Annotated in this window: 17 protein-coding genes and 1 pseudogene; 9 read left to right on the top strand and 9 right to left on the bottom strand. The window is 58.4% G+C overall.

Going from position 1 to position 20,752, the window contains the following annotated elements; genetic code table 11:
- Positions 1-262 precede the first annotated feature (262 nt).
- Positions 263-547: a hypothetical protein gene (locus V2L32_RS18535; RefSeq protein WP_331234045.1), complete on the bottom strand. Its 285-nt coding sequence runs from the start codon at positions 545-547 to the stop codon at positions 263-265.
- Between the two features lie 102 nt (positions 548-649).
- On the opposite strand from V2L32_RS18535, the gene V2L32_RS18530 reads away from it, so the two are divergent.
- Positions 650-1,126, top strand: coding sequence for a hypothetical protein (locus tag V2L32_RS18530; RefSeq protein WP_331234044.1), 477 nt, complete (start codon positions 650-652; stop codon positions 1,124-1,126).
- Positions 1,127-1,299: 173 nt separating this feature from the next.
- Here the strand turns inward: V2L32_RS18530 and V2L32_RS18525 are convergent, their stop codons facing one another.
- From V2L32_RS18525 to V2L32_RS21180, 4 genes and pseudogenes are all read right to left on the bottom strand, one after another.
- Positions 1,300-1,554 (bottom strand): PIN domain-containing protein, encoded by a 255-nt coding sequence (locus V2L32_RS18525; protein WP_409348454.1) that lies wholly within the window; start codon positions 1,552-1,554, stop codon positions 1,300-1,302.
- 152 nt (positions 1,555-1,706) lie between these two features.
- Complete coding sequence (locus V2L32_RS18520) at positions 1,707-2,144, bottom strand: hypothetical protein (RefSeq protein WP_331234043.1); 438 nt, start codon at positions 2,142-2,144, stop codon at positions 1,707-1,709.
- The gene (locus V2L32_RS18515; RefSeq protein WP_331234042.1) at positions 2,137-2,706 is read right to left on the bottom strand and encodes a DUF7342 family protein; all 570 of its coding nucleotides are present in this window, start codon (positions 2,704-2,706) and stop codon (positions 2,137-2,139) included. Before V2L32_RS18515 ends, V2L32_RS18520 begins: the two co-directional genes overlap by 8 nt.
- A gap of 181 nt (positions 2,707-2,887) precedes the next feature.
- Positions 2,888-3,068: pseudogene (locus tag V2L32_RS21180) on the bottom strand (AbrB/MazE/SpoVT family DNA-binding domain-containing protein); the annotation flags it as partial.
- 248 nt (positions 3,069-3,316) lie between these two features.
- Here V2L32_RS21180 and V2L32_RS18510 point away from each other — a divergent pair.
- The 4 genes from V2L32_RS18510 to V2L32_RS18495 all read left to right on the top strand — a co-directional run bounded on the left by V2L32_RS18510 (position 3,317) and on the right by V2L32_RS18495 (position 6,309).
- A complete protein-coding gene (locus V2L32_RS18510; RefSeq protein WP_331234041.1) occupies positions 3,317-3,676 on the top strand; it encodes a hypothetical protein in 360 nt (119 codons plus the stop codon).
- Positions 3,677-3,786: 110 nt separating this feature from the next.
- On the top strand, positions 3,787-4,053 hold the full coding sequence (locus V2L32_RS18505; protein ID WP_331234039.1) for a hypothetical protein: 267 nt from the start codon (positions 3,787-3,789) through the stop codon (positions 4,051-4,053).
- 319 nt (positions 4,054-4,372) lie between these two features.
- The gene (locus tag V2L32_RS18500; protein ID WP_331234038.1) at positions 4,373-5,911 is read left to right on the top strand and encodes a terminase large subunit domain-containing protein; all 1,539 of its coding nucleotides are present in this window, start codon (positions 4,373-4,375) and stop codon (positions 5,909-5,911) included.
- 131 nt (positions 5,912-6,042) lie between these two features.
- Complete coding sequence (locus V2L32_RS18495) at positions 6,043-6,309, top strand: hypothetical protein (protein WP_331234037.1); 267 nt, start codon at positions 6,043-6,045, stop codon at positions 6,307-6,309.
- Positions 6,310-6,403: 94 nt separating this feature from the next.
- Here the strand turns inward: V2L32_RS18495 and V2L32_RS18490 are convergent, their stop codons facing one another.
- Positions 6,404-7,621, bottom strand: a complete 1,218-nt coding sequence (locus tag V2L32_RS18490; RefSeq protein ID WP_331234036.1) for a Cdc6/Cdc18 family protein — start codon at positions 7,619-7,621, stop codon at positions 6,404-6,406.
- A 471-nt stretch (positions 7,622-8,092) separates the two neighbouring features.
- Between V2L32_RS18490 and V2L32_RS18485 the strand changes: the two genes are divergently transcribed.
- Positions 8,093-8,815, top strand: a complete 723-nt coding sequence (locus tag V2L32_RS18485) for a class I SAM-dependent methyltransferase (protein ID WP_331234035.1) — start codon at positions 8,093-8,095, stop codon at positions 8,813-8,815.
- Positions 8,816-9,118: 303 nt separating this feature from the next.
- On the opposite strand, the gene V2L32_RS18480 is transcribed toward V2L32_RS18485, so the two are convergent.
- Both V2L32_RS18480 and V2L32_RS18475 read right to left on the bottom strand, forming a co-directional pair.
- The gene (locus tag V2L32_RS18480) at positions 9,119-9,985 is read right to left on the bottom strand and encodes a formyltransferase family protein (protein ID WP_331234034.1); all 867 of its coding nucleotides are present in this window, start codon (positions 9,983-9,985) and stop codon (positions 9,119-9,121) included.
- A 506-nt stretch (positions 9,986-10,491) separates the two neighbouring features.
- Positions 10,492-11,376, bottom strand: coding sequence for an IS1595 family transposase (locus tag V2L32_RS18475; RefSeq protein ID WP_331236635.1), 885 nt, complete (start codon positions 11,374-11,376; stop codon positions 10,492-10,494).
- 156 nt (positions 11,377-11,532) lie between these two features.
- Here V2L32_RS18475 and V2L32_RS18470 point away from each other — a divergent pair, with 156 nt between their 5' ends.
- Positions 11,533-13,128 carry a purple acid phosphatase family protein gene (locus V2L32_RS18470; protein WP_331234033.1) on the top strand — a complete coding sequence of 532 codons (1,596 nt, stop codon included), beginning with the start codon at positions 11,533-11,535 and terminating at the stop codon, positions 13,126-13,128.
- 311 nt (positions 13,129-13,439) lie between these two features.
- On the opposite strand, the gene V2L32_RS18465 is transcribed toward V2L32_RS18470, so the two are convergent.
- Positions 13,440-13,985 carry a hypothetical protein gene (locus V2L32_RS18465; RefSeq protein WP_331234032.1) on the bottom strand — a complete coding sequence of 182 codons (546 nt, stop codon included), beginning with the start codon at positions 13,983-13,985 and terminating at the stop codon, positions 13,440-13,442.
- Positions 13,986-14,471: 486 nt separating this feature from the next.
- Here V2L32_RS18465 and V2L32_RS18460 point away from each other — a divergent pair, with 486 nt between their 5' ends.
- Complete coding sequence (locus tag V2L32_RS18460) at positions 14,472-17,036, top strand: hypothetical protein (protein ID WP_331234031.1); 2,565 nt, start codon at positions 14,472-14,474, stop codon at positions 17,034-17,036.
- Entirely contained in the window at positions 17,033-20,746 is a 3,714-nt protein-coding gene (locus V2L32_RS18455) for a hypothetical protein (protein WP_331234030.1), read from the top strand. Before V2L32_RS18460 ends, V2L32_RS18455 begins: the two co-directional genes overlap by 4 nt.
- The last annotated feature ends 6 nt before the right edge of the window (positions 20,747-20,752 follow it).

Here is a 20,752-nt window from a genome sequence, read left to right as displayed (position 1 = left end):
TCGGTACGCGAGGACGACGAGACGGTGTCCTTCGGTCAGTTTCCTCTCACAGCCGGGACAGGAGATGGTTTCTGCGATCGACAGCGGATAGCCATCAAGTACCTGCTCGGGGCTGGCGGAAACGCAGGGTCGAGCGCGAATCCGATGCGCGTACGGTGTCGTTCGATCGGTTCGTTCAAGGAACGCCGGACAGTTGTGGTCCTTGATCCGTTCAGTGAGACCAACTGCGCCACACACCGGACATTCTGCGAGGCGCGTGTCCTCAGTCATCCCTTCGCTCCAGGTCGGTCACCGAAACCGGAATCGAGACGTCACACAGCGCCCGGTAGACGTCGAAGTCCGGGAGTTCGCCCTCGAGGATTGTCTCCCGGACGGTCCGTCGGGCGCTCTTGAGCGGCCGGTCTAACGGTCGTTCATGTGTAGGCGGTTCAGCGACAGCCTCATTTGTCGGTAGCGTCGATTGGCTCATGCTTCTGCACTCCAGAAGCCCGAGGTCGGGTGTCTCAGCACCCGGCCAGAATTCGATGCTGGTATTCTCGGGCTCCATTCGGTAGTAGTGCAGCCACTTACTTGTACATTACTATGAGTGAACTACAAATAGCGGTTACTAAACGTGGACTATTTATTACAGCGTAATGAATAGGGGCGTATGACCGTAACCACGAACTCAGTGCTCAAACCCGAGGATCTGAACGACACGGATGAATCGCTGCTCGATGTTCTGCAGGGAGGGCGTGTGACGCCGACCTACGCTGCTGAAGAGATGAGCGTCTCGCGCGAGTACGCTAGTGACCGGCTAAAGCGACTCACCGAGCACGGTCACATAAAAAAGGTGGCCCCAGGGCTATACGAACTTGCGAGCGATCCTCGTGATACTCGCACCGAATCAGACTGTACCGGAGATGTTGAGGTCAACGAACTCGCGGACATCGTTGAGAAGCAGAAACGAGAGATCCAACATCTCCGCGAGCAGAACGTTGATCGAGAGTTCGTCTCCGAGACGAAGGTGATCCTCTCTCGAATCGAAGATGAACTACAGAGCGAGGCTAGTAGCCGTGATCGAATAAAGATGCTTGTGGAGGATGCACAAACAGCGGTCGATAACGCACTTGGTGTGGACCTTTGAGGTCTGTAGGCTCGTGTTTCTGAGTTGAGTCCACATGTGGGCTCGTCGACGGGCTATTTAAGATACGAGCCCAAGAAAAGGTTCGAATTGGTGCCTCTGTAGTTTCGGTACCCAGCGGTTGATTTCATGGAAATCGGACGCATCTCCGAGGTGGTAGACGGTCGCTTTGAGGATCATCTCGCGGAACTCCAGCCAGGTTGTATCACGACCGTGTGAAAAACTCTCCGTAAACACTTACGAGTCGCCACTATACTAATTTCACTAATCGTTGAGGTGGTCGTAGAACACTGGGGCGTGACGATCTCGATACCGAGAAAAGAGCCGAGGTCAAGTAAGTATTGGTCACCAGAAACGAGGTAATCGACGTCACCAGCAACCGCTGCCTCCAGAAATTTATCATCATCTGGGTCTTCTTCAACCGCTCTGATTGGCGAGATAACCGAGCTCGTGGGACTAGTGCAGCTGCAGACGCTGTTCGTCGAGGGTCCGACGCCAGCAATACCATTGCTCGATCCGTATCGATCGATGAGATGGCGAGCGACGTCGTCGTACCACGCAGGACTTTACATTGCCAAGCCAGCTATTCGGTCCAGAATGCTTCAAGTCGGTCGTCGAGACTGGTGCGCACGGTTGCGAGAACGTCCCGCCACTCGTCGGGGTCGCCCTCGTCTTCTTCAGGAGTGGGTGCGTCTGGGGGCGGATGGAAGTGTTCGCGGGTGTTGTGGTCGTTCGGGTGACGATCCCATCGGCATTCCCACGAATTCACGGTCTGGTATTGCTCGGAGTAATGGATGCTGAAGTCGTCGGTCTCGAACCATCGGATCCGAAGATACGCTCGCGTGACACCGCTCGGGAAGTAGCCGAGGTCGTAGTCGGCGATGACGGCGCTCGCTGCGTACGGTGGACGTGATTGGACGTCGCTGAAGCGAACGCTCCGAGCAAGATGCGCTGCAATTCGGTCGACGACCTCGGTATCGATGGGCCCGGTACTGGGCGGTTCAGCCGGGGTATCAGGCATCGATGTGGCCGGACCTGCTATTGAAGGTTGGGAGATCACGCCGTGCCGCGTCAAGCAGGGCGGCTCTACGTTCGAGCGTTTTCCACTCCGAGAGTACTTCCCATATCTCTTCAGTTGCTATCTCCCGGCTGGTCTCGAGCAGAGATACCTCGTCGGGAGTATCTGCGTCAAACTGGGCTCTGTAGTCTTCGATCTGTTCGATGGTGTCTGAAAGCGCCTCGACGATCTCTTGTTCGGAGTATTCCTCGCGAATCCGGTCGATACGTCGCCACTGGAAGTACGCGTCGTTTCTCTCGTATCGTACGGGGCGGCCGTCGTGACGATGAACTATTCCCATCTCGCCGAACCACTCCAGGTAGTCTCGGGCAGTCTCAGTATCGCAGTTCGCGAGGTCAGCGATATCGGAGACCTTCGTCGGGGTTCGGAGCCCGGTAACGACATCGAGGAGTCGCTCACGGATCGGTCCGCTCTTGAGAAACGAGTCAGCTGCCTCTAGTTCGTGGAGATCGGGCGGCGATTCGTCGTCAATGAACGCCTCGTCGGGAATGTCAGTAATATCCAATCGTGACGCCTCCTCAACGGTGCCTACTGCTCGAAGCGATATATACTATTGAATCCTGAATTATTTCAGCTTCAGGTGGCTGTAGAAACACGCACCTCGTTTCCGCAGTTTGAACACTGACCATTCCATTGACCGACACTGGTGAATCGTTAGAGAGCACCAATCTCCTCTGGTTAAGCTAATGAATTCCGTGCAGTTCATCGGGTGACGGGACCGGCTCGATAACGATGCACCCCATTTCTTCGTAGACGAATACCTCGCCCGGTGTCTCGAACCCGAACTTCTCGCGTAACCCCCTTGGGAGACGTGGCCTGCCCCTTCTGGGACACGCATACTACCCCGGGGAACAGCGGCGGTTTCAGCGCACGAAACCTGTCCCGACTGTTCTTGCGATAGCGCTCCGAGCCCGGGAGTGGAATCATGGCTCGATCGGCCACCAGTGAACGAGTGCACCTCACCGAACGCTCACCGACGCGCTCGACGAGACCAGCATACACGACCGAACGACGGACGTGGTACGGGATGGGGAAGCTGACGCGCGCGGAGAAGAGCAGCTTTGGACGCTTCCTCCACGATATCACGTACGTCTTCGCCGACGCTTTTCCTCAGTATGCCGGTACTCGCGTACGTCGGAACGACCGATTCTGTCGAGGGGATTGGCGTGACCCACCCGACGTTTTATCGGCTCCTCACGATGACCGTCGCCGCGACGTTGATCCGTGGCTGGTGGATCGGGCCACTCGTGACGCAGACCCTCGGCTGGGTGTCACTCAGACCCTCGTTGATCGCGCTCCGAGTTCTCTACTACAACCTCGCGCTGGTCGTGGCTGTCTACGGCGGACTCGCGGTCGACGCCGATTTCGGAGTAGAGACCGTCTCGGTCGGCATCGCTGTGATCGCCGGTACCGTTTCGATCCTGCTGTTCCCCCGGCTCTGTGACGAGTTCTTCGCGCGACTCCAGCGTAGGTGAATCGCTCAATGGATCCGTCACACTCCAAGAGATTCGAGATTCCGGTATCTAACCGTGGGAAAACCACCCCTCATCGTCCAGGCCGTCCGTGGGGGAAGCAGGACCGATAGGTGCAACCGGTTCCACCTGCTTTCGCGGCCGCGTTTCTCGGCTGGCTTGCCGAGACCCACGACCGTTCCGAGGCTGTGTTTCTCGTCGGCGGGATGGGGTACGACACCCTCGAGCGGTGTCGCCTGAGGGGACACCTAAATTACGTCGAACACGATCTGATCCTAAAGTGGATCCAGACGCTCGCGATTCGGATCGACCGGTCTTATCAGACCTGGATAGGGTGGCGTGTTAAAGCCCAGCGCTGGCTCACCGCCTTCGTCCACTAGTAAAACACGCGCCGGTCGAATCCAGCACTCGACAACTGCATTCCCGCCGAGGAAGAGATGGGTGATGACCAGACACTCTGATTTTTGGGAATGAATATATCTTTGAAGTATCAAATACTGATCGAGAGAATTGACCTATCAAACTAAGACCATTTTACCGAATCAGCGTCCCCTTTAAATCGTGGAGAGGTATTGATGAGGAAGAATTAAATACGTAGAGGGCAATGTCACGTACATCCAATCGAAGAGCAGACTCCTAACTAATTGTAGTATATATTGATAATGATTCCAATGAGCAATTGTTCGTATATAGATACAGATGGCGACTGAACGGGAAGTAAGAGGTGAGTTAGAGAAACTCCGCTCGAACCGTCCGGACTCACCTGACCTCGAGATATCCGTCGATTGGGACGAATGCGCTCCGGAAGAGCGCCCGGAGGGCATCTCCTGGGAGCTCACCGACGATACATTAACACTCACCTATGATCTCTGGAGTGCTCAGCGTGAGTGTTTAGATACGCTCGACAGTAGAGACCACGACATCGTAGCCTTTCTCGCCGGATATGGGACCGGAAAGTCAGTCCTCGGTGCAAGATGGCTACTCGCCCATGCTCTTTCGTATTCAGGGAGTCGATTTCTCGCGATGGGCGTCGATTTCCAAAAGGCCAGAGAGACGACGTTCAGGAAGCTGTTCGAACAGCTCCCCGGTGACCGAACTGCTCTGACGACATCGTCGTTCAACGGTCCGGAGACCAGCCCGATCGTCGCGGACTACAACCGCCAGGAGCATCGGCTCACGCTCGTGAACGACTCGACGATCACGCTCGGCAGTGCAGATCAGTACTCGCGGTACGCCGGTGCGGAGTTCGGTGCTGTCTGGCTCGACGAGCCAAGTCACTACGGTGATGAACTCCACGACCTCCTCGGGATGATCACGACGCGCCTCCGAGGAGTCGATGGACCGAAAACGCAGCTATGGACACTCACGGGCGAGGGCTACAACGCGGCGTGGGAGATCCTCGAACAGCGCCAGGATGCAGACGGAGATCCGATCGGCCTCGATATCGAGGTGGTAAGAGCATCGGTCCTCGACAACCCATACCTGAACTCCGGCGATATCGATCGATTCAGGCGGAAGTTTGAGGGAACGGCGAAGGAAACACAGGCCCTGCACGGAGGGTTCGCTGCAGCGACGGGGTTAGTTTACTCGAACTTTCGTCGAGATACACACGTAATCCCACATCGAGAGGCAGTAGAACGCGTCGATACTGGCTGGCGAGTCTACGGGTACGACTCCGGGTGGAACAACCCTCGCGTGCTCCTCGAAATCGGGAAAACCTCTTCGAACCAACTCGTCGTCTTAGACGAGTTCCGGGAACGTGAATCTCACGTCGAAGACGTCATCGATTGGCTCGAAGAAGGCGAAAAACCGACCGGAACGATCGTCTGCGATCACGATCCCGACGAGCTCGACAGATTCAACCGCGCGGGATACCAAGCGGAACGAGCGTCTAAGTCACTCGACGAAGGAATAGCCGAAGTCAGACGCCGGTTGGAAGCCGATGGTAACCTGGAAATCGGCTCTCCCAGCAGCCGTAAACAGGCACGCGTGTACGGCACTTCCGCTTGGACGTCTGGATCTCCGAGTCCCAACGAACTCCGTCGCAGGCGTGATTACAAGAATCCACCTAACGAGGAACCCGAGCCTTCGCCCGCTGTCGGATTGATGATATCGGAAACATGTCAGAACCTCGTTCGTGAGTTCCTCGGCTATAAGGAAGACCACGTCGGGAAAGCCGACGCGAACGACCACTGCTTGGATGCTCTTCGATATGCGTGCATGGCTGTGAAAACCTAGCCAATATATATTCACCAACGCTTCTCGGAGACGGCGAAGACAGCGAATTATCCAGCCGAGCAATCACGAGATCCCAAACTCCTACTCGTATTCGTATACACATATGTTGGTCGCCACCTGAACTGAAACCCATGACAAACATCGAATCGCCGACTCCGGACTACGATCGAATGCTTGAGCAGATCGATACGGGAATCGAGGACCTCCGTGAGAGAATCGAGGCCGACGAGATAGAAGATCACCGACGCGAGCAGATCCGTCTCAAGCAGTATCGAACGCTCGGATATCTAATCCGTACGAAGCGCCAGGTATTGAAGGACAAGACGTTAGAAGAACTCGCCGAGGAGATCGAACAGCTGAAAAACGAGCGTGAGGTGGGTTCGGTCAGTATCGACTGACCGATGATCTACCGTCGATACTCCCGCTCCTCTACAGAGGTGGTCTCTCGGCTTCTTGACTAACCTCCGCAAAACCGTCGAACAACTCCCGAACTCAGGACTCGGTGATGTTGTGATCCGACTCGTGGAGGTACCTCTCGTACGTCTCATCAATAATCGAGATGTCGAACTGAGGTCTGATCCGTTTGATCCTTCCCTCACGACCTCGTGACTGAATCCACGTCTCGATCAGACCCATGGTCTCTAGATCGCTCAGGATCTCGCGAATCGCTCGCGTGCTGAGTCGAGAGCCAGGGTCCACCAAGCTGGTGTACTCCTCGTGGACCTGTGTGGTAGTTACAGAGTGAAGATTACTGGTCTCTTCGAGGGCCGTTTTTCGCGTTACCGAGTAGAGGACGAAGAAATGCTGCGGACGAAGGCTCAACAGCGTATCGACCACGTACTCGCGGTCGGTCGCGGATAGATTCGCATCGAAACATTCTCGAGTCACCTCCGCGAGACCGCGCTCGTTTGCCGTATTGCCCGCTCGTCGAAAGAGGGTAATCGCCTTTCGGGCATCACCCCAGCGTCTCGCAGCGACCGTGATACCGTGCTCAAAGACGTCGTCGGAGATCACACCCGTTCGAAACGCCTGTTCAACTCGCGATTCGAGTATCGCGGTCAATCCAGCACGGTCGTAATGTGGAAACAGTATCGACTCATCGCCCATCCCGCTCTGTACGCGACTGTCCAAGCGAAGATCGACCTCGAGGAGCTCGTTGCTGATCAACCAACACGAGAGTCGGATATCGCGTGCGAGTTTCCCCTCTCCTCTGAGCAACCGATAGAAGAACTCGTTCGGATCGTAGTTTGAGTCGTGAGTGACCTGATCGATCTCATCGAGCAAGAGGATCGTCCACTCGGGGTACTCGTCCAGGACCTCCCAGATCGTGGAAAAGGCCCCATCGAGGCCTTCGTACGCGCCGACTTTCTCGCCGGTGAGCTCAAAGAGGATCTCGTTGGCCGCACTGAAGAGCGTCCGACTTTCCTTCAAATTGATATACTCGACAGCCACCGCTTCGTTTCGGGTGGCGAACTCCCGACAGAGCCGACGGACGGTCATCGTCTTTCCGGTGCCGGGTGGTCCGTAAATCGAAACCGTCGGTGGGAGATAGCCCTCGTGAACGCCGTTTAACATCCGTGCGACTGCTCGCTCCTGCTCCTCGCGAGCGACGATATCCTCGGGATCGGCAAACGGATCGAGCGCGCTTTTGTCCGCGAAGACGCTGTTTTCAGGTGCGGTCTCATCGAACAGGTCGTCGTATTTACTCATTAACTATTTGATCTGTTATCGCGTGTCTCAGTGGCACTACGAGTATATTGCCTACATACTACTTGAACGGTGGTGCCCATCTCGGTCAGTCCGCATCAGCGTCGGATCATGTCCCTAACTCTGAGAGCGGATAGCATTCTCCCTCGTGATGTAGTCCGTTAGTGCAAAAACGGCGAACGCATCTTGTTGATATTGAGTCGTTTAGATTATATTTCCGAGCGCGAGCCCCCCTCCCGCGGTCGATACCGGAAGACGCCCGCGTTCCTCGATGCGAATCCCGTTTTGCCGTTCGCCGCTACCGATTTGTCGTTTGGTTCACTGTACGGTGTTTGAACCCCGCTCAGTGTATCGTACCAGGTGTTTTCGAGCCACAGAGCTACGGTCACGCCATAGCAATGCATTTATTAGTCAAATAAATTGTATATTCCGCGCCTACAATAGATTTATGATCGGTAGCTGGCATGTCTGGGCATGGATCGCGAGCACCCTCGGACTACGAAGGATTCAGGACCGAACCACGACCAGTTCGGGTTCGAATTATCGGTTCAGTCTCATATCGATCGGATGGGGGATGGGAAACTCTTCAGGAGTGAGACTCGAGCTATTAACAAGTATTTCACACAAACCCACGCGCGTACGCTCGATATCGGTTGCGGAACTGGCAGGGTGACGAAGGCGCTTGAGGAAAGAGGATTCGACGTCATCGGTGTCGACATCAGCGACGAAATGGTACATGCCGCTCGATCGCATCATCCCGAGATACCGTTTCTCGCGTCAGATGCCGCTCACCTGCCGTTCCCCGATGATCACTTCGACTACGTCATGTTCAGCTTCAACGGTATCGATTATTTAATCCCCCAGTCTCGGCGAAAGCAGGCACTCTCCGAGATCCACCGCGTTCTGCGCCCGTCGGGTACGTTCACGTTCTCCTCGCACAACAGTTTGGCAACCGTTCGAAAGTGGAGCTATTTGAAAGACGTTTACCTGCGACCGAAAAACCGGACTCGCTGGTTCAACCCGTACAAGTTCAGGACCTCCGAAATCGGCGAACTGGAGACGTATTTTACCACTCCCTTACGTCAACGACGTGAGTTAAAGAACCTCGATTTCGAACTCGTCGACGTCGTAGGTTCCTTCTCCGTCCCCACCTGGCTCATCGAGATGTCCCCGCAGTACGTGGCGAAACCGGCATAATACTGGTTGGGGCAGGCGAACGTCGTATGTTGTCCAACCCTCTGAATCAATTGCTAATCGCTTGATTGGGTATTAGCGTACGTGGAGAGGAGATCACTCAAACGAGGTCGGACGTCCCTATTGGTCTGAGCGGTAACCAACCCAGTACACACGGAGAAGATATCCTGGAAACCAGCCTTCTGTATCTTCTTCGTCCCGACTGTAGCCGTCTATCCCGACAGCAAAGAATAGGCTGTCGACTGTCAATCGGGCCCAATTTCGTTCTATCTCACATATCGCTGTCGTGTCATTGATCTCCCCAAGCTACCCGATCCGGTTTTTCACTCGACCGACCATGTTCTTGGACAGAGTTCGGCCGGCAAACGAGAGCGTCCGACGCGACGTGGTGGGATAGTACGGTCCGAGCGACTCCGGTGTCGTGATCTCGACGGTCGGATCGGCGAGGTTCCGTATTCCTTCCGCGAGCAGTTCGGTTTGGAGCAGGCGGAGTTCCTCGTAGACCTCCCAGAGTGTCGCACAGTCACTGACGTCAGTTTCTTGGTACGCTACGATCTCACCACCGTCGATCTCCTCGCTGAGTCGTTGGAGGGTCATTCCCATCACGTCCTTTCCGTCTAACCACGCCTTCGGTACTCCCAGACCCCTGTACTGACGGATATCTGCAGGATGGAAGCTCAGAACACCGTACTCTGTCGCACGGAGGATCTCCCCTCTGAGCAATCCGAACCCGTACCTGACGACGATATCGCAGTTCTCTCTGACCAGATCCACCGCCTCCGGGGGTAGCTCCATCCAATTTCCGTCTCGGATCGGCGTCACATGTCTGATCACTGCCTCGGAGAAGCAGGATATCTCATTGACGTCCTCGTGAACTATCGGATGTTCTCCCACCCCTAACTGCTCGGTTATGGTTTTTTCGGCGAAGACGAATGTCCACGCCCCGTGTACTTCAAGAAGTTTTATGAATAGCCGAAGGGCGTCGAGGCTGACTTTGTTATTGACTACGTTTGCTTTGAGCTCGGGATCGATTCCCGACTGGCCAACCTCGTTGACGAGCACGAGAGGGATTTCAACGTTGATTTCCTCTACTGCGGTTTCGATAGACTGTATCTCAAAATCTCGTAAATATGGTTCCGCGAGAACACAGAGTTTAGTCGGTCTATTTGACATACCACTACCTGTACTCTTCTGTCTATATTAACTCACCTCTTCAATGCTCGTTGTTTCATTTATTCTCTAAATCACTCTGATTTCTAAAAAATTATAATGTAGTGTTCGACGGTGTTATCCTCGGTTCGGCTCCCGTTGAAACGTACAGATATATTCGAAACGCGGGTGATGCGGAGTGACTACCGGCAGCATTGACAGTGATGCCTAACACCTAATCGGATTGCGGCTACATCGCCGGATTTTAGACGTAAGGTATCCGCTCTACAACTAATATACGATTGAGTGAAATAGAGAACCACTCTCCATGACAAACTCTTGGCTAAGCTATCAGCTAAGCATCGTCCTCTCAGTGCAAGACGATCTATCGATCGATATCGTTGATAAAATATTATTTGACAACATTTACAGTCGTCACGAGCACTTGCTTCTATTCTTCGGTGACGCTGAGGTGCGTAAGGCGATTCATCAATAGGAGATACGCTCATGGGAAGCACGTTGTTGGTGAATCAGAGTACAGTTTGAACGACCTCTTCGAGAGCTTCTTGACCGGGTTTTCGTAAGATTCGTCGACGAAGCTGGAAGGCTCTGAGATACGGTGTGAGCTTGTCTTTTGAGACGCCCCGATGGGGCGAGAGCCACCGTCGCAGAAGCGACGCGTGGCTCTCGCAGGTGTTCACGTGCGCGTCTCCATCGACATATTCGCCCTCGCTATGAATCACGGCTTCTCGCTGGTAGTTCTCGTCCTCTTCGAGTGGATCGTATGCTCGAAATCCGTCAGTGTAGACAGTGAGCGACTCCTCCTCGCGGTCGCCGAGGAGGAGTCGCACAGTCGATTCATCAGCGGATTTCGCTGGGACCACGTATCGCTGGTCGCTACCACGATCAACGAGTGTGAACACTGGTGGCTTGTTCTCACCATATCTTCCGCGACCACGTTTCGAGAGCCCACGCGAGCGCGACCGGGAGTCGCGCTCGCGGCCTTTCAGCCCCGCAGTCACGTAGACTTCGTCGATTTCGACCGGGCCTACGAGATCAATGGCTGGCGCGTCGAGCGTTCTAGCGAACTGCTCGACGCGCCGCCGAAGCGACCGATACGACACGTCAAGCTCAGCGTCAAGTTGGCGGATACTCGTGTTGAACCGGAGCAACGAGTAGAACGCGAATAACAGCTTATCAAGGCCGATCTTCGCGTGCGCGAAGATCGTGCCGGTCTTTGGGTTGAACGTGCGGTCGCAATCCTTACAGAGATACCGCTGATACTCTCGATAGCTGCCGTGTTTGATCGCCGACTCAGACTGGCAGCGCGGGCAGTAGAGGCCGTCACGCCAGCGAACCTGCTCCAGCAGGTTCGCGGCGCTCGCCTCTGAGCTAAGCAATTCGAATGGGAACATTGCATTCGGGTGACGCGACAGCGTCACCCTTGCCCGCTACGCTTCTCCAGCGCCAGCTATACTCGACCAACAACGTGCTTCCCATGAGCGTAGGAGATATTCCTGACCGATTCCGTTGAGGATCAGTATGGACGAAACACCTCATGTGTACCCGTGATGGCTTTTTCAGAGTCAATAATAATATGTGAACGCACTCCAAAACCGAGGGTGGGATATCTCGCTATTACTGTCGTCTCCGAACTTCGAATTCTCTGGCTCATTGAAACCGTGTTGGAGTCTTCGTACTTCTGGTACGCCCTCTCCCTGCTCGCAATCTCGCTTCTCATCGCTGGCGGTGTCGCCATTGCCGTTTTGCTGTACTACGAGGGTACCGATGGTGGCAGGAACGACAGTACCGGAGAGCAGCGGAGAGCAGTGTTGCGGTACGCCTCCGTCGCTGGACTCTCCGGGTTGATCGGCGCTGCTGGCGGTGGGCTCTCACTGCTCACCGCCTTCAGGTCGGGAGACGAGGGAGAGCGTCCACCTCTCCCCGACGGGGTAACGGGCCTGCTGTTGACGTGGCGACGCGATCCGACGACGACGATGACCGTCGACTGGCACACGGTGAGCGGTCGTCCATCCGAGGCTCGCCTTCGGTTCCGGCGTGACGGAAACGAGAGCTGGCAGGAGATAGAAGGAGAGACACGACCGTTTCCCGCCACGACGGATCGAGACGGGATAGACGAACGATCGATTCACCGTGTCGAGCTCACCGACCTCAATCCCGGGACGGAGTATCGGTTCCAGTTCGCCGGGTACGATTCGGAGTATCGCTTCCGGACGATGCCCGCGGAGATCTCCCGGGATCGCCCGCTTCGATTCGCGACCGGTGGCGATACGTCGTCCGATCCGGAGCCACTCAGACGGGTCAACGAAGTGGCCATGGAATACGACCTTGATTTCATCCAGTGGGGCGGTGATTTCGCCTACATCGACGCAGACCCCGAACAGGTGACCGATTGGTTCGATTGGTTCGCCGTCAACAAGGAAACGCTCGTCTCCGGAGACGGGAGGGTAGTTCCAATAATCGTGGCGATCGGTAATCACGAACTCGTGGACGGGCGTGAATATTACGACCAGTTGAACTACACACAGACCGACGAACACCGCCGGTTCGTCGCTCCGTTCTTCTACGACCTGTTCGCCTTCCCCGGCCAACCCGGGTACGGTACCCTCGATTTCGGAGACTACCTCAGTTTCGTCATCCTCGATTCGGCGTGCTCGAACCCGATCGTGGGTGAACAGACCAGGTGGCTCGAAGAGACACTCGCCGCACGAACGGATCGACCCTACCTGTTCACCTCGTACCATCACACCGCCTTTCCCTCGCACAAGGACTGGGACAGACAGGAGAAGGAAGAACTCCGTGCCCACTGGGTCCCCCTCTTCGAGGAGTACGAGATCACCGTCGCCCTCGAACACGACGATCACACGTACAAACGGTCGGTTCCCATCAGGGACGGGACGGTCGCCGAGGACGGGATTCGGTACGTCGGCGATGGCGCGTGGGGTGTGAGCCCTCGGGAAGGGGACAACAGAGACGCGTGGTACATCGACGTCTTCGAGAGCGATCGACACGCCATCGTCGTCGAGCTCGATGGATCGACCGCGGAGTTCGAGGTCTTGAACGAAGGTGGGCGAACGATCGACGAGTTCTCTCTCGATTCGAGGGCGAGCCACGATCGAGTTCCCCTTCGAGAGGGACGACCGTGAGGTCCACCGACCGATCGAACGGCTCGTCGTCTACGAACCGCCCATGGAAGTGCGGGTCGGAAGGTTCGGACAACACCGCCCAAATGTTCGTACTTGAAAATGAACCCATCTCCGGGGGGATCGTCACGTCCTCTTGCCCGACTTGGTCAAACACACCCGTACCGGCGAAGGTGTGGAGGTTGACGTCTCCTCGAATAGGTCGTCGCGTCTCTCATCGATTGCCCTCGTTTCCCCAAAGTTCAACGGAATTATGAGTGTATGCGACCGAGCGCGGACTCGAGTGTTGTTCGTTTCCCTCTATTCTCGACCGGTCAGGGGGTCCGTACGGTCTCTTCGGCCGCGAGCTCTTGATCGGACGACTGCTGGGACGCCCTCTGATCGTCGGACACCGAGGCGGTCTTATCGATGGTGAACACCACGACCGCCGCTCCCGTCACGAACGAGAGCAGAGCGCCGGTCGTGTTTACGACCGCCGGCAGGTCGGGCTGGGAGAGGATCACTCCCAGTAAAACCGCGCTCTGAACGGCACAGAGCACGCTGAACAGGAGCGCGAGCGTCGTGGCGGCGGTGAACACGAACTTGCTCACGATGACCTGCAGGAGACTCCTCACGATCGGTACCCAGGACGTCGCCTCGAGGGTGTCTCGATCGGTAGAGTCGAACGAGCCGACTGCCTCTCTCGCGAGTTCGTCGAGGGTCCTCTCGGAGGAGGCCGCGCCAAGTCGAGTGAGCGATCTGTTCGCTTGAAGGAGGACCATGCTCACGAACGCACCGATGAGGATCGATGCCGCGATGAGCGACTGGTATCCAAGCGTCGGGTAGTATGCTATCGAGAGCACGGTGAAAGCGGCGGTCAAGCCGCCAGCTAGACCGATGAGTGTCTTTGAGAAGGCACTCTCGCCAATAATTAGGTTTCTAAAAACTATAATTGAGATATAATTACCTCGGAGGATAATAAACTAGTAGGCATATTTGATCAGAATATCGAGTGATTCGAAACACCTCGCAGGGGGGGAGTTGGATTAGGTACTCTATTCTCGGACCACCGACTTGGAGAGCATTTGCCGTACCTGTCCGTATCTGTACAATAGCTGGATACCAAATCAACTGGAGTACGAGTTGGGACGGGCGATCTGCTCGTAGTAACCGGAACGAGGACGAACAGACCCGATCGACCATGTGCCATCCATCGTAGTAATCACCTCAAGCATAACTCACTCAGTGAATTATTACATAAAAATTACAATATATCTCCCGCGGTAGAAAGCGTTATGCAGTCTGCAGTAGTAAGTTTACGTTACTTGCTACCAATAAGCATGGTAACGTGTGTATAGGAATTAAAGATGGTCGAACCAAAGGGGCCCGTATTCGAGGGCAACATCGAGGAATTTGCAGTCATGGACGGTGGCCGCTCGTACAGAGTCTGCTACCTTCCCGACAGAAATAACCCGGACCTGCAGCGGGAAGGCAAGTCACCACACTTCTATTGGCTCCCCGCGGAGGTCCGGATCGCACAGAACGCACAGGGTCGGTACAAGTTCTCCATGGCGAAGTTCCAGGGTGAACTGAGCGAGGACACTCACTCGGGTGTCGAGGGGGAGGAGTCGGTCGCAGGCGGCATCCTCTCGGTGACGACGACGAGCAAACCGCCCGAGGGCGTCCTTCAACGCGCCCACGAGCAGCTCCGGGAGAAGTTCCGAGGTGACGACGACCGGTACTGGGGGATCAGGTCCGATCGCGCACCCCAGTTCGGTATCGTGCCGATCGCGTCGAACCAGACGTCGATCTCGAACGTGTCGCCAAACGCCGACGGTAGCGTCTCGGCGATAGAAGGGGAGGGAGCGGAGCGATCGGCCGCGGACGATTCACGGACGACCGACGATGAGTCGATCGGGGCGGGCGACGACGCGGCCGTGAACACCGACGTCCGAAGTGGACCTCGAGCCGATCCGCGGGTGGGTGGAGATTCGTCCGAAGCGGTCGATCAACCACAAGCCCCGTCGGATCGGACGGGAGGGGCTACGAGTGGATCCAGCGATGGATCCTCGGCTGGTGGGACGGCCGGACCTCAACGGAGTGCCATCACCGGTCCACCCGTTCCCTCGCGGTCGCTGATCGATCCGTCCGAAAGTGATGGCGGGACGTCACGGGGCGACACTCGATCGGGTCCGGACATGTGGTATGAGCGGATGGACGGCGGCGGACCTGGATCTATCGATCCTGCCGGCGAGAACGCGTTCGTCGGTCGACTCGGCATGATCCCAGCGGCCATCCTCTGGGACGGCTTCCGTCAGGAGTACAGCCCAGTCGCGGTGACCCAGTGGATGAAGCTTCGAGTGTGGAGCGAGAGTGTCCATCTGAAGATCGAGGGGAACTGGGAGCGAATCCACAACCAGTTCTCGGCCCACGCTCAGGGACGACGGCTCTGGGCCGCGGCGGACATCAAATTCGAACTGGACCGTCTCATCACGAACGGTGATATCACCGTCGAGCTGTCCGTAGATGGAACGACCCCCTCAGGTCCCGATCACGCGGAGGCCGTCCAGAAGCGCATCGACCTGGTCGTCACCAAGTTCACCGACCAAGCGAAGGACATCATCTTTCGGCCACCGACCAAGGCTGAGGCCGCCGACGCGGGTGACGCGCCGAGCTCTATCTTTAGCCTGTTCTCACCGAAAAACTTCAGGCTCGCGCTGCGATCGAGCAACGAGATCGCTCGCGTAAACCTCAGCTATGAGGAGACGATCAACGAGCGCTACCTGCTCGACCACGTAATCAGCAGCTCGCTCAGGGGCTTTTACGACGATATCAAGGACGACCCCGATGCTGAGCGACGCTACTTCCGGACGATCAACCTCGACTCCGAGTTCCGCGTGGTGCAGCGCGTCGCACGGCCGGTCGCCAACTGGGGTGACCGGGCGAGGGGTGTAGCCGGCGATCCGATCGAGTTCATGTCGGTTCAGATTGGCTATCCCGATACGCAGGGCAACCTGATGTGGCGTGGCCAAGTGTTCGATGACGGTAACCTGGAGCCGGCGCGACTGCGATTCAGTCGGAAAGGAAAAGACGAGGTGGCCGACCCACCGGAGGACTGGGAGCCGGACCGGGTTATGGTCAAACGTCGGGTGCACTTCAAAGAGCCGCCGGGTCCGAGCGACTACCCCTACACGACGGTTCAGATCGAAAAGGAGATCGCAGAGATCGATCCCGGCGAGTATGGTACGCCCAGCGACGACCTCGCGTTGGAGGTGCGCGCCGACAACGCCGGTCAGCTGCTGGTCGGACCGATGTTCCTGAACGTCGAACTGGAGAACTCCAGACAGTACGTCGAGGTCGCGTTCAAGCCCGACGGCACGACGGAAGGGCGTGGTGAACGCGGGTGGACGCGGATGGCGTGGAACTACGACGGCCAGAACGAACCGCGTATCTGGAACCTGTTCACCGGTGACCCGGACTACGTCCCCTCCTTCAGGTACCAGGTTCGGGTCGTGGTCAGGGGTACGATCTTCTCCGCCGGGGCGGAATGGCTCGGACCCGAGCAGACCGTCTCGGGCAACGGCCCCCTGTCGATCAGGGTACCGACCCCCGACGAGGCGATCGGATCACGCTCACTCACCCCACGGGAGACCGCAGGTCTCGACCCGGTCCGGTCTCTGCTGGACGATGAAGTGGACGACGGGACGGAACCCATCGAAATCGAGGTAGTCGACACGACCGCGACGATGGGGACCGAGTCCGAGGACATGCGGCCGCCGTCGGAACGAGCCACGCTCTCGGAGCACGTCGATGCCGGTGGCGGTTCGACGTCCGAGTACGGGACGGACGACTCCGGGCAGCGCGAGCGGGCTCGGGAACGATCGGGCGGGGGAATCGTGTTCGACGAGCTCGCCGGGTGGACGATGGAATGAGCCATAACCCCGACCTCGACCCCACCGACGAGGCAGCGGACGGGGTCAGCGGACCGGCCGCGAGAGAGGGTCGGACTCAAGGAGCTGCTACACCCGAGGGATGGGAGCGCCTGGAAACGGACGTCGAGGGATCGAAGGTGTCGGTACTCGCGCTCTCGAGACCGGGGTCGGACAACGGACTCGGTTCCCGTCCCGTGCTGCGTGAGCGACCGGCGATCGCGAGCGATGTCGAGGGGCGGCCGGTCCTCTCGCTTACCCTGTTGCTCGAACGCCGGCCACGCCCGCACGAGGAGTCGATCCGACCGCTCGTCGAGCGTGCCGTGCTCCGGTTCGATAGCACTCTGGCTGTCACGATTGAGTCACTCCGAACGTTGGAGTGTTCGACAGCGGACGTGTTCGACCCACTGTACGCGACGCGTGCGGAGATTTCACTCGTCGCGACCGGTGACGCCGATGAAGCGACGAAAACCGCCGACGTGGCGGCAGTAGACGTCCTCGACGACGCTATCACGACTGGAACGAATCTGACGGCGTCCCTTGGAGCGACGCTCGATCGAGAGCACGCGTTAGCGGTCTTCGACGCGTTGAGCGGTCGGGACGGACCGCTCGCGGTCCGTTTCGACGTGCGGTATCGACCGCCGTCACTCCCACGTACGGTCCGTCTGCGTGGGTCGTGGAGTGAAATCTTTGACACCCTCGAGGAACTCATCCCCGAAACTGGCGAGTACGACCGGGTGACGCTGTGGGAGGCGTTTCGGGCGATGGTCGAACGGAGCGTCGTCGACATCGGCGTCGAGGGCGTGGAAGACCAGACCGGTACGAACGACCGCGAGGGTGCGGCTGTCGCCGATGTCGAGGCGGCGTTCGCGCTCTTCGTGAAGCGGTCGGCCATGGTCCTGCGTCGTTTCGATGACGACGAGGCGGATGTTCGGTTCTTCCTCGGCGCTCGGCCGCCCGATGGGGTAACCATGCGCGTCTCTGAGACGATCGACGCGGCGCCAGAGCGGACGCTACGGCTCGAGGCGAACCTCGGAGCGGTCCTTCGGGGCGTGTTGGACGGACGCGACGTCGACGCACACGTCTCCGCCGTCGCGATCGATGGCGAAGGCGAGATCGGCGACCTCGGGCCGATCCTCGAGCGGGTCGAGACGCGGTCTGCGGTCGCCGATCTCGCTGGCGGTGAGAGCCGGGACGCCGGTCGATCCGCGAAACTCGCGGTGGACGGGTCGACGGTGACCACCGTCGGACGTCTCATCTCGCCGTCCGACCGGCCGTCGCTCCCCCCGCGAACTGGGGAATCGGTCGCCGTGTCGGGGCCCCGTCACCTCGTGTTCGATGACCTGCGTCTGCCGTCGAAATGGTCGTCGGTGCCGGACCGAAGCCTTCCAGTCGTCAACCGGAGCGAGCCACCGATATGGCCGGATTCGCTGGACGCGAGTCGCCGGTGGTACGCGCCGACGTTCGAACCGATCCCGGTAACCGCCGGCGCCGACCCGGAGACCGGTCCGTTCGAGTTCGCGTTCGAGCGAACCGGTACGACCGCAGACGGCGAACCAGCGCTGCGTGGCACGCTGCGCTTCGACCTGGAGGCGACGATTCCCGAGGCAGTAGCGGCGGAACTCGACCGGGAGGGCAACCGACGGGCGGATCCGGTGGCGATCGACGACCTCCGGGCAGACCTACTCGTACCGTACGAGGACGACGATGGCCCCCGCACGCAGCGCCTGCGCGCCGACGTCACGCGGGACGGAGATCGCCTCACGGTCGAGGTGCACCTTCGTAACCAGTGGGTCCGCCTCGCGTATGGAGCCCTCGCCATCCCCGGTTTTCAGGACCGTCGCTCGAGGGTGGTCGTCGAGTACACCTATGAGGGATACGAGCGCGTGGGACCGGAACCCATCTGGCCGGGACCGATCGATCTCGACGTGGTACCGATCGATCTCGACGTCTCGATCGGGACGAAGACGGCGGTGACGCCGGTCGTCGGCGATCGAACCGTCGTCGGACCCCGACCCGAGACGTCCACCTTCTTCGACCCGAAGGGGGCGACGCTCAACACAACCCTCGGCCAGCTTCGTTTCGGAACGTCTGAGGCCGGCGGTGGGATCGGCCGGTCCGGAATCGTCCCCATCACACGGACGGGTACGACCGGTGAAGCCGCCCAGTCAGGAGCGGGTGCCCGTTCTGCTGGCCGTTCGGTGACGTCCGGTCTGCTCGCCGTTCCTACGATCGGTGCGAGCGATCTCGTCGTTCGCCCGCCGCTCAAGGAGGCGGGCGAGGTCTCCATCCTCCCGGTGCCGGTGTCGAGCCTCGCTGTCCGAACGTTCGGACGGAGCGTCGCTGTTGACCTCTCGTACCCCTGCGCCGACGTCGGGACACTCTATCGCGAGCGAACGGAGAGAGGCGTCGAGGCGATCGGCTGTCGCGACGCGTTCGCACTGGGCAAGACGAGTAACCGTCAGTACGAGGAACTCTCGTCGTTGCGCCACGACCGGTATCGTGTTTACCGGGCGCTTGCCCAGCCTCATCGGTTCCTTGTCGTTCCGAGAACCTACCGTATCGGCCGTCGTCCGCCCGGGACCCGCCGCGAATACGAACCGACCGCTGTCGTCTACGCGACGCTCGACGTGGACAGGCCCGAGGCATCGAAGGTTATCTTCGAAGCCGGCCTGCAGGCGGATATCCCGCCGCACGTCCGGCTGGCTCTCCGAGAACGATTGCGCGAGGACATTCCAGAACGAGGGCCCGAACCGATCCTCGAGTACCCCACCGAGGTGTTCGAGCGCGCTACGTACCGGTGGACGATCGAATCAGCCTTCGACGAACCCACGGTCGTAGAGACCGTCGATCACCTCGAGGTGGCGGTGCGCACGGGTCTGTACGACGCGCATCTCCTCCGGACGATGCTCGAAACGGGCGGGATAGCGGCACGGGCGACGTTCGAGATGACTGACGGCACGACGGTCAGTTCGACGATCGCGATGGAGCTTGACGCAATGACGGGTCCTTGGCGCGGCGGCGCCGTCGCGGTCGATCAGCTTGCAGACGGCGTCAGACTGACCAACCGCGTCGGAAACGAGCTCTCGGTGTCCGCCATCCAGCGGTACGACGACGGACGTCTCGCGACGTCGATCGACATCGAGCGAACACTCCTACCTGGGGAGTCGAAAACCGTCGAGTCGTCCGACCTGAACGCCGAGAGTGAGCTGGTGGCGGTCTATGAGGAACGACCCGGCGAAGCCGTCACCATTGAGGAGAGTCGGATCTACGTCGAGGACATCACGACGAACGTCATCTTCGTCACCGACTTCGATCGGACGAGCCGCGGCGTCTCGAGCGTCGAAGTCCGGGCGCGCCTGCGCGGTGTGGACGGGACGCGCGTCGTTCGACTTCGGGGTGATGTGGATACACCGCTCTCCGGCTACGTGGAGTTCACCCTCCCGCTGACCCGATACCTGGACGAACAGGTCCTCGAATTCCGCGTCTGGACCCACGCCGACGGAGAGGAACTCGATACCGGCTGGCTCGAGAGAGACCTCCGCCGGGACGGAACCGTCATCCCTCTGTCGTGGACCCTCGTTTCGGACGAGGTCGACGAGCGTGGCCGGCGGGACACCGCGGACGACGACGATCATCGGTCGACAGACGGTGTGGGTGTCTCCGAATCCAACGTCCGTTCCGGGCCGCGGACGACTACATACAAACGGTAACAGAAC

This window comes from Halalkalicoccus sp. CGA53 (genome assembly GCF_036429475.1).
Lineage (GTDB): Archaea > Halobacteriota > Halobacteria > Halobacteriales > Halalkalicoccaceae > Natronorarus > Natronorarus salvus.
This window is presented reverse-complemented; position numbering and strand designations above follow the sequence as displayed.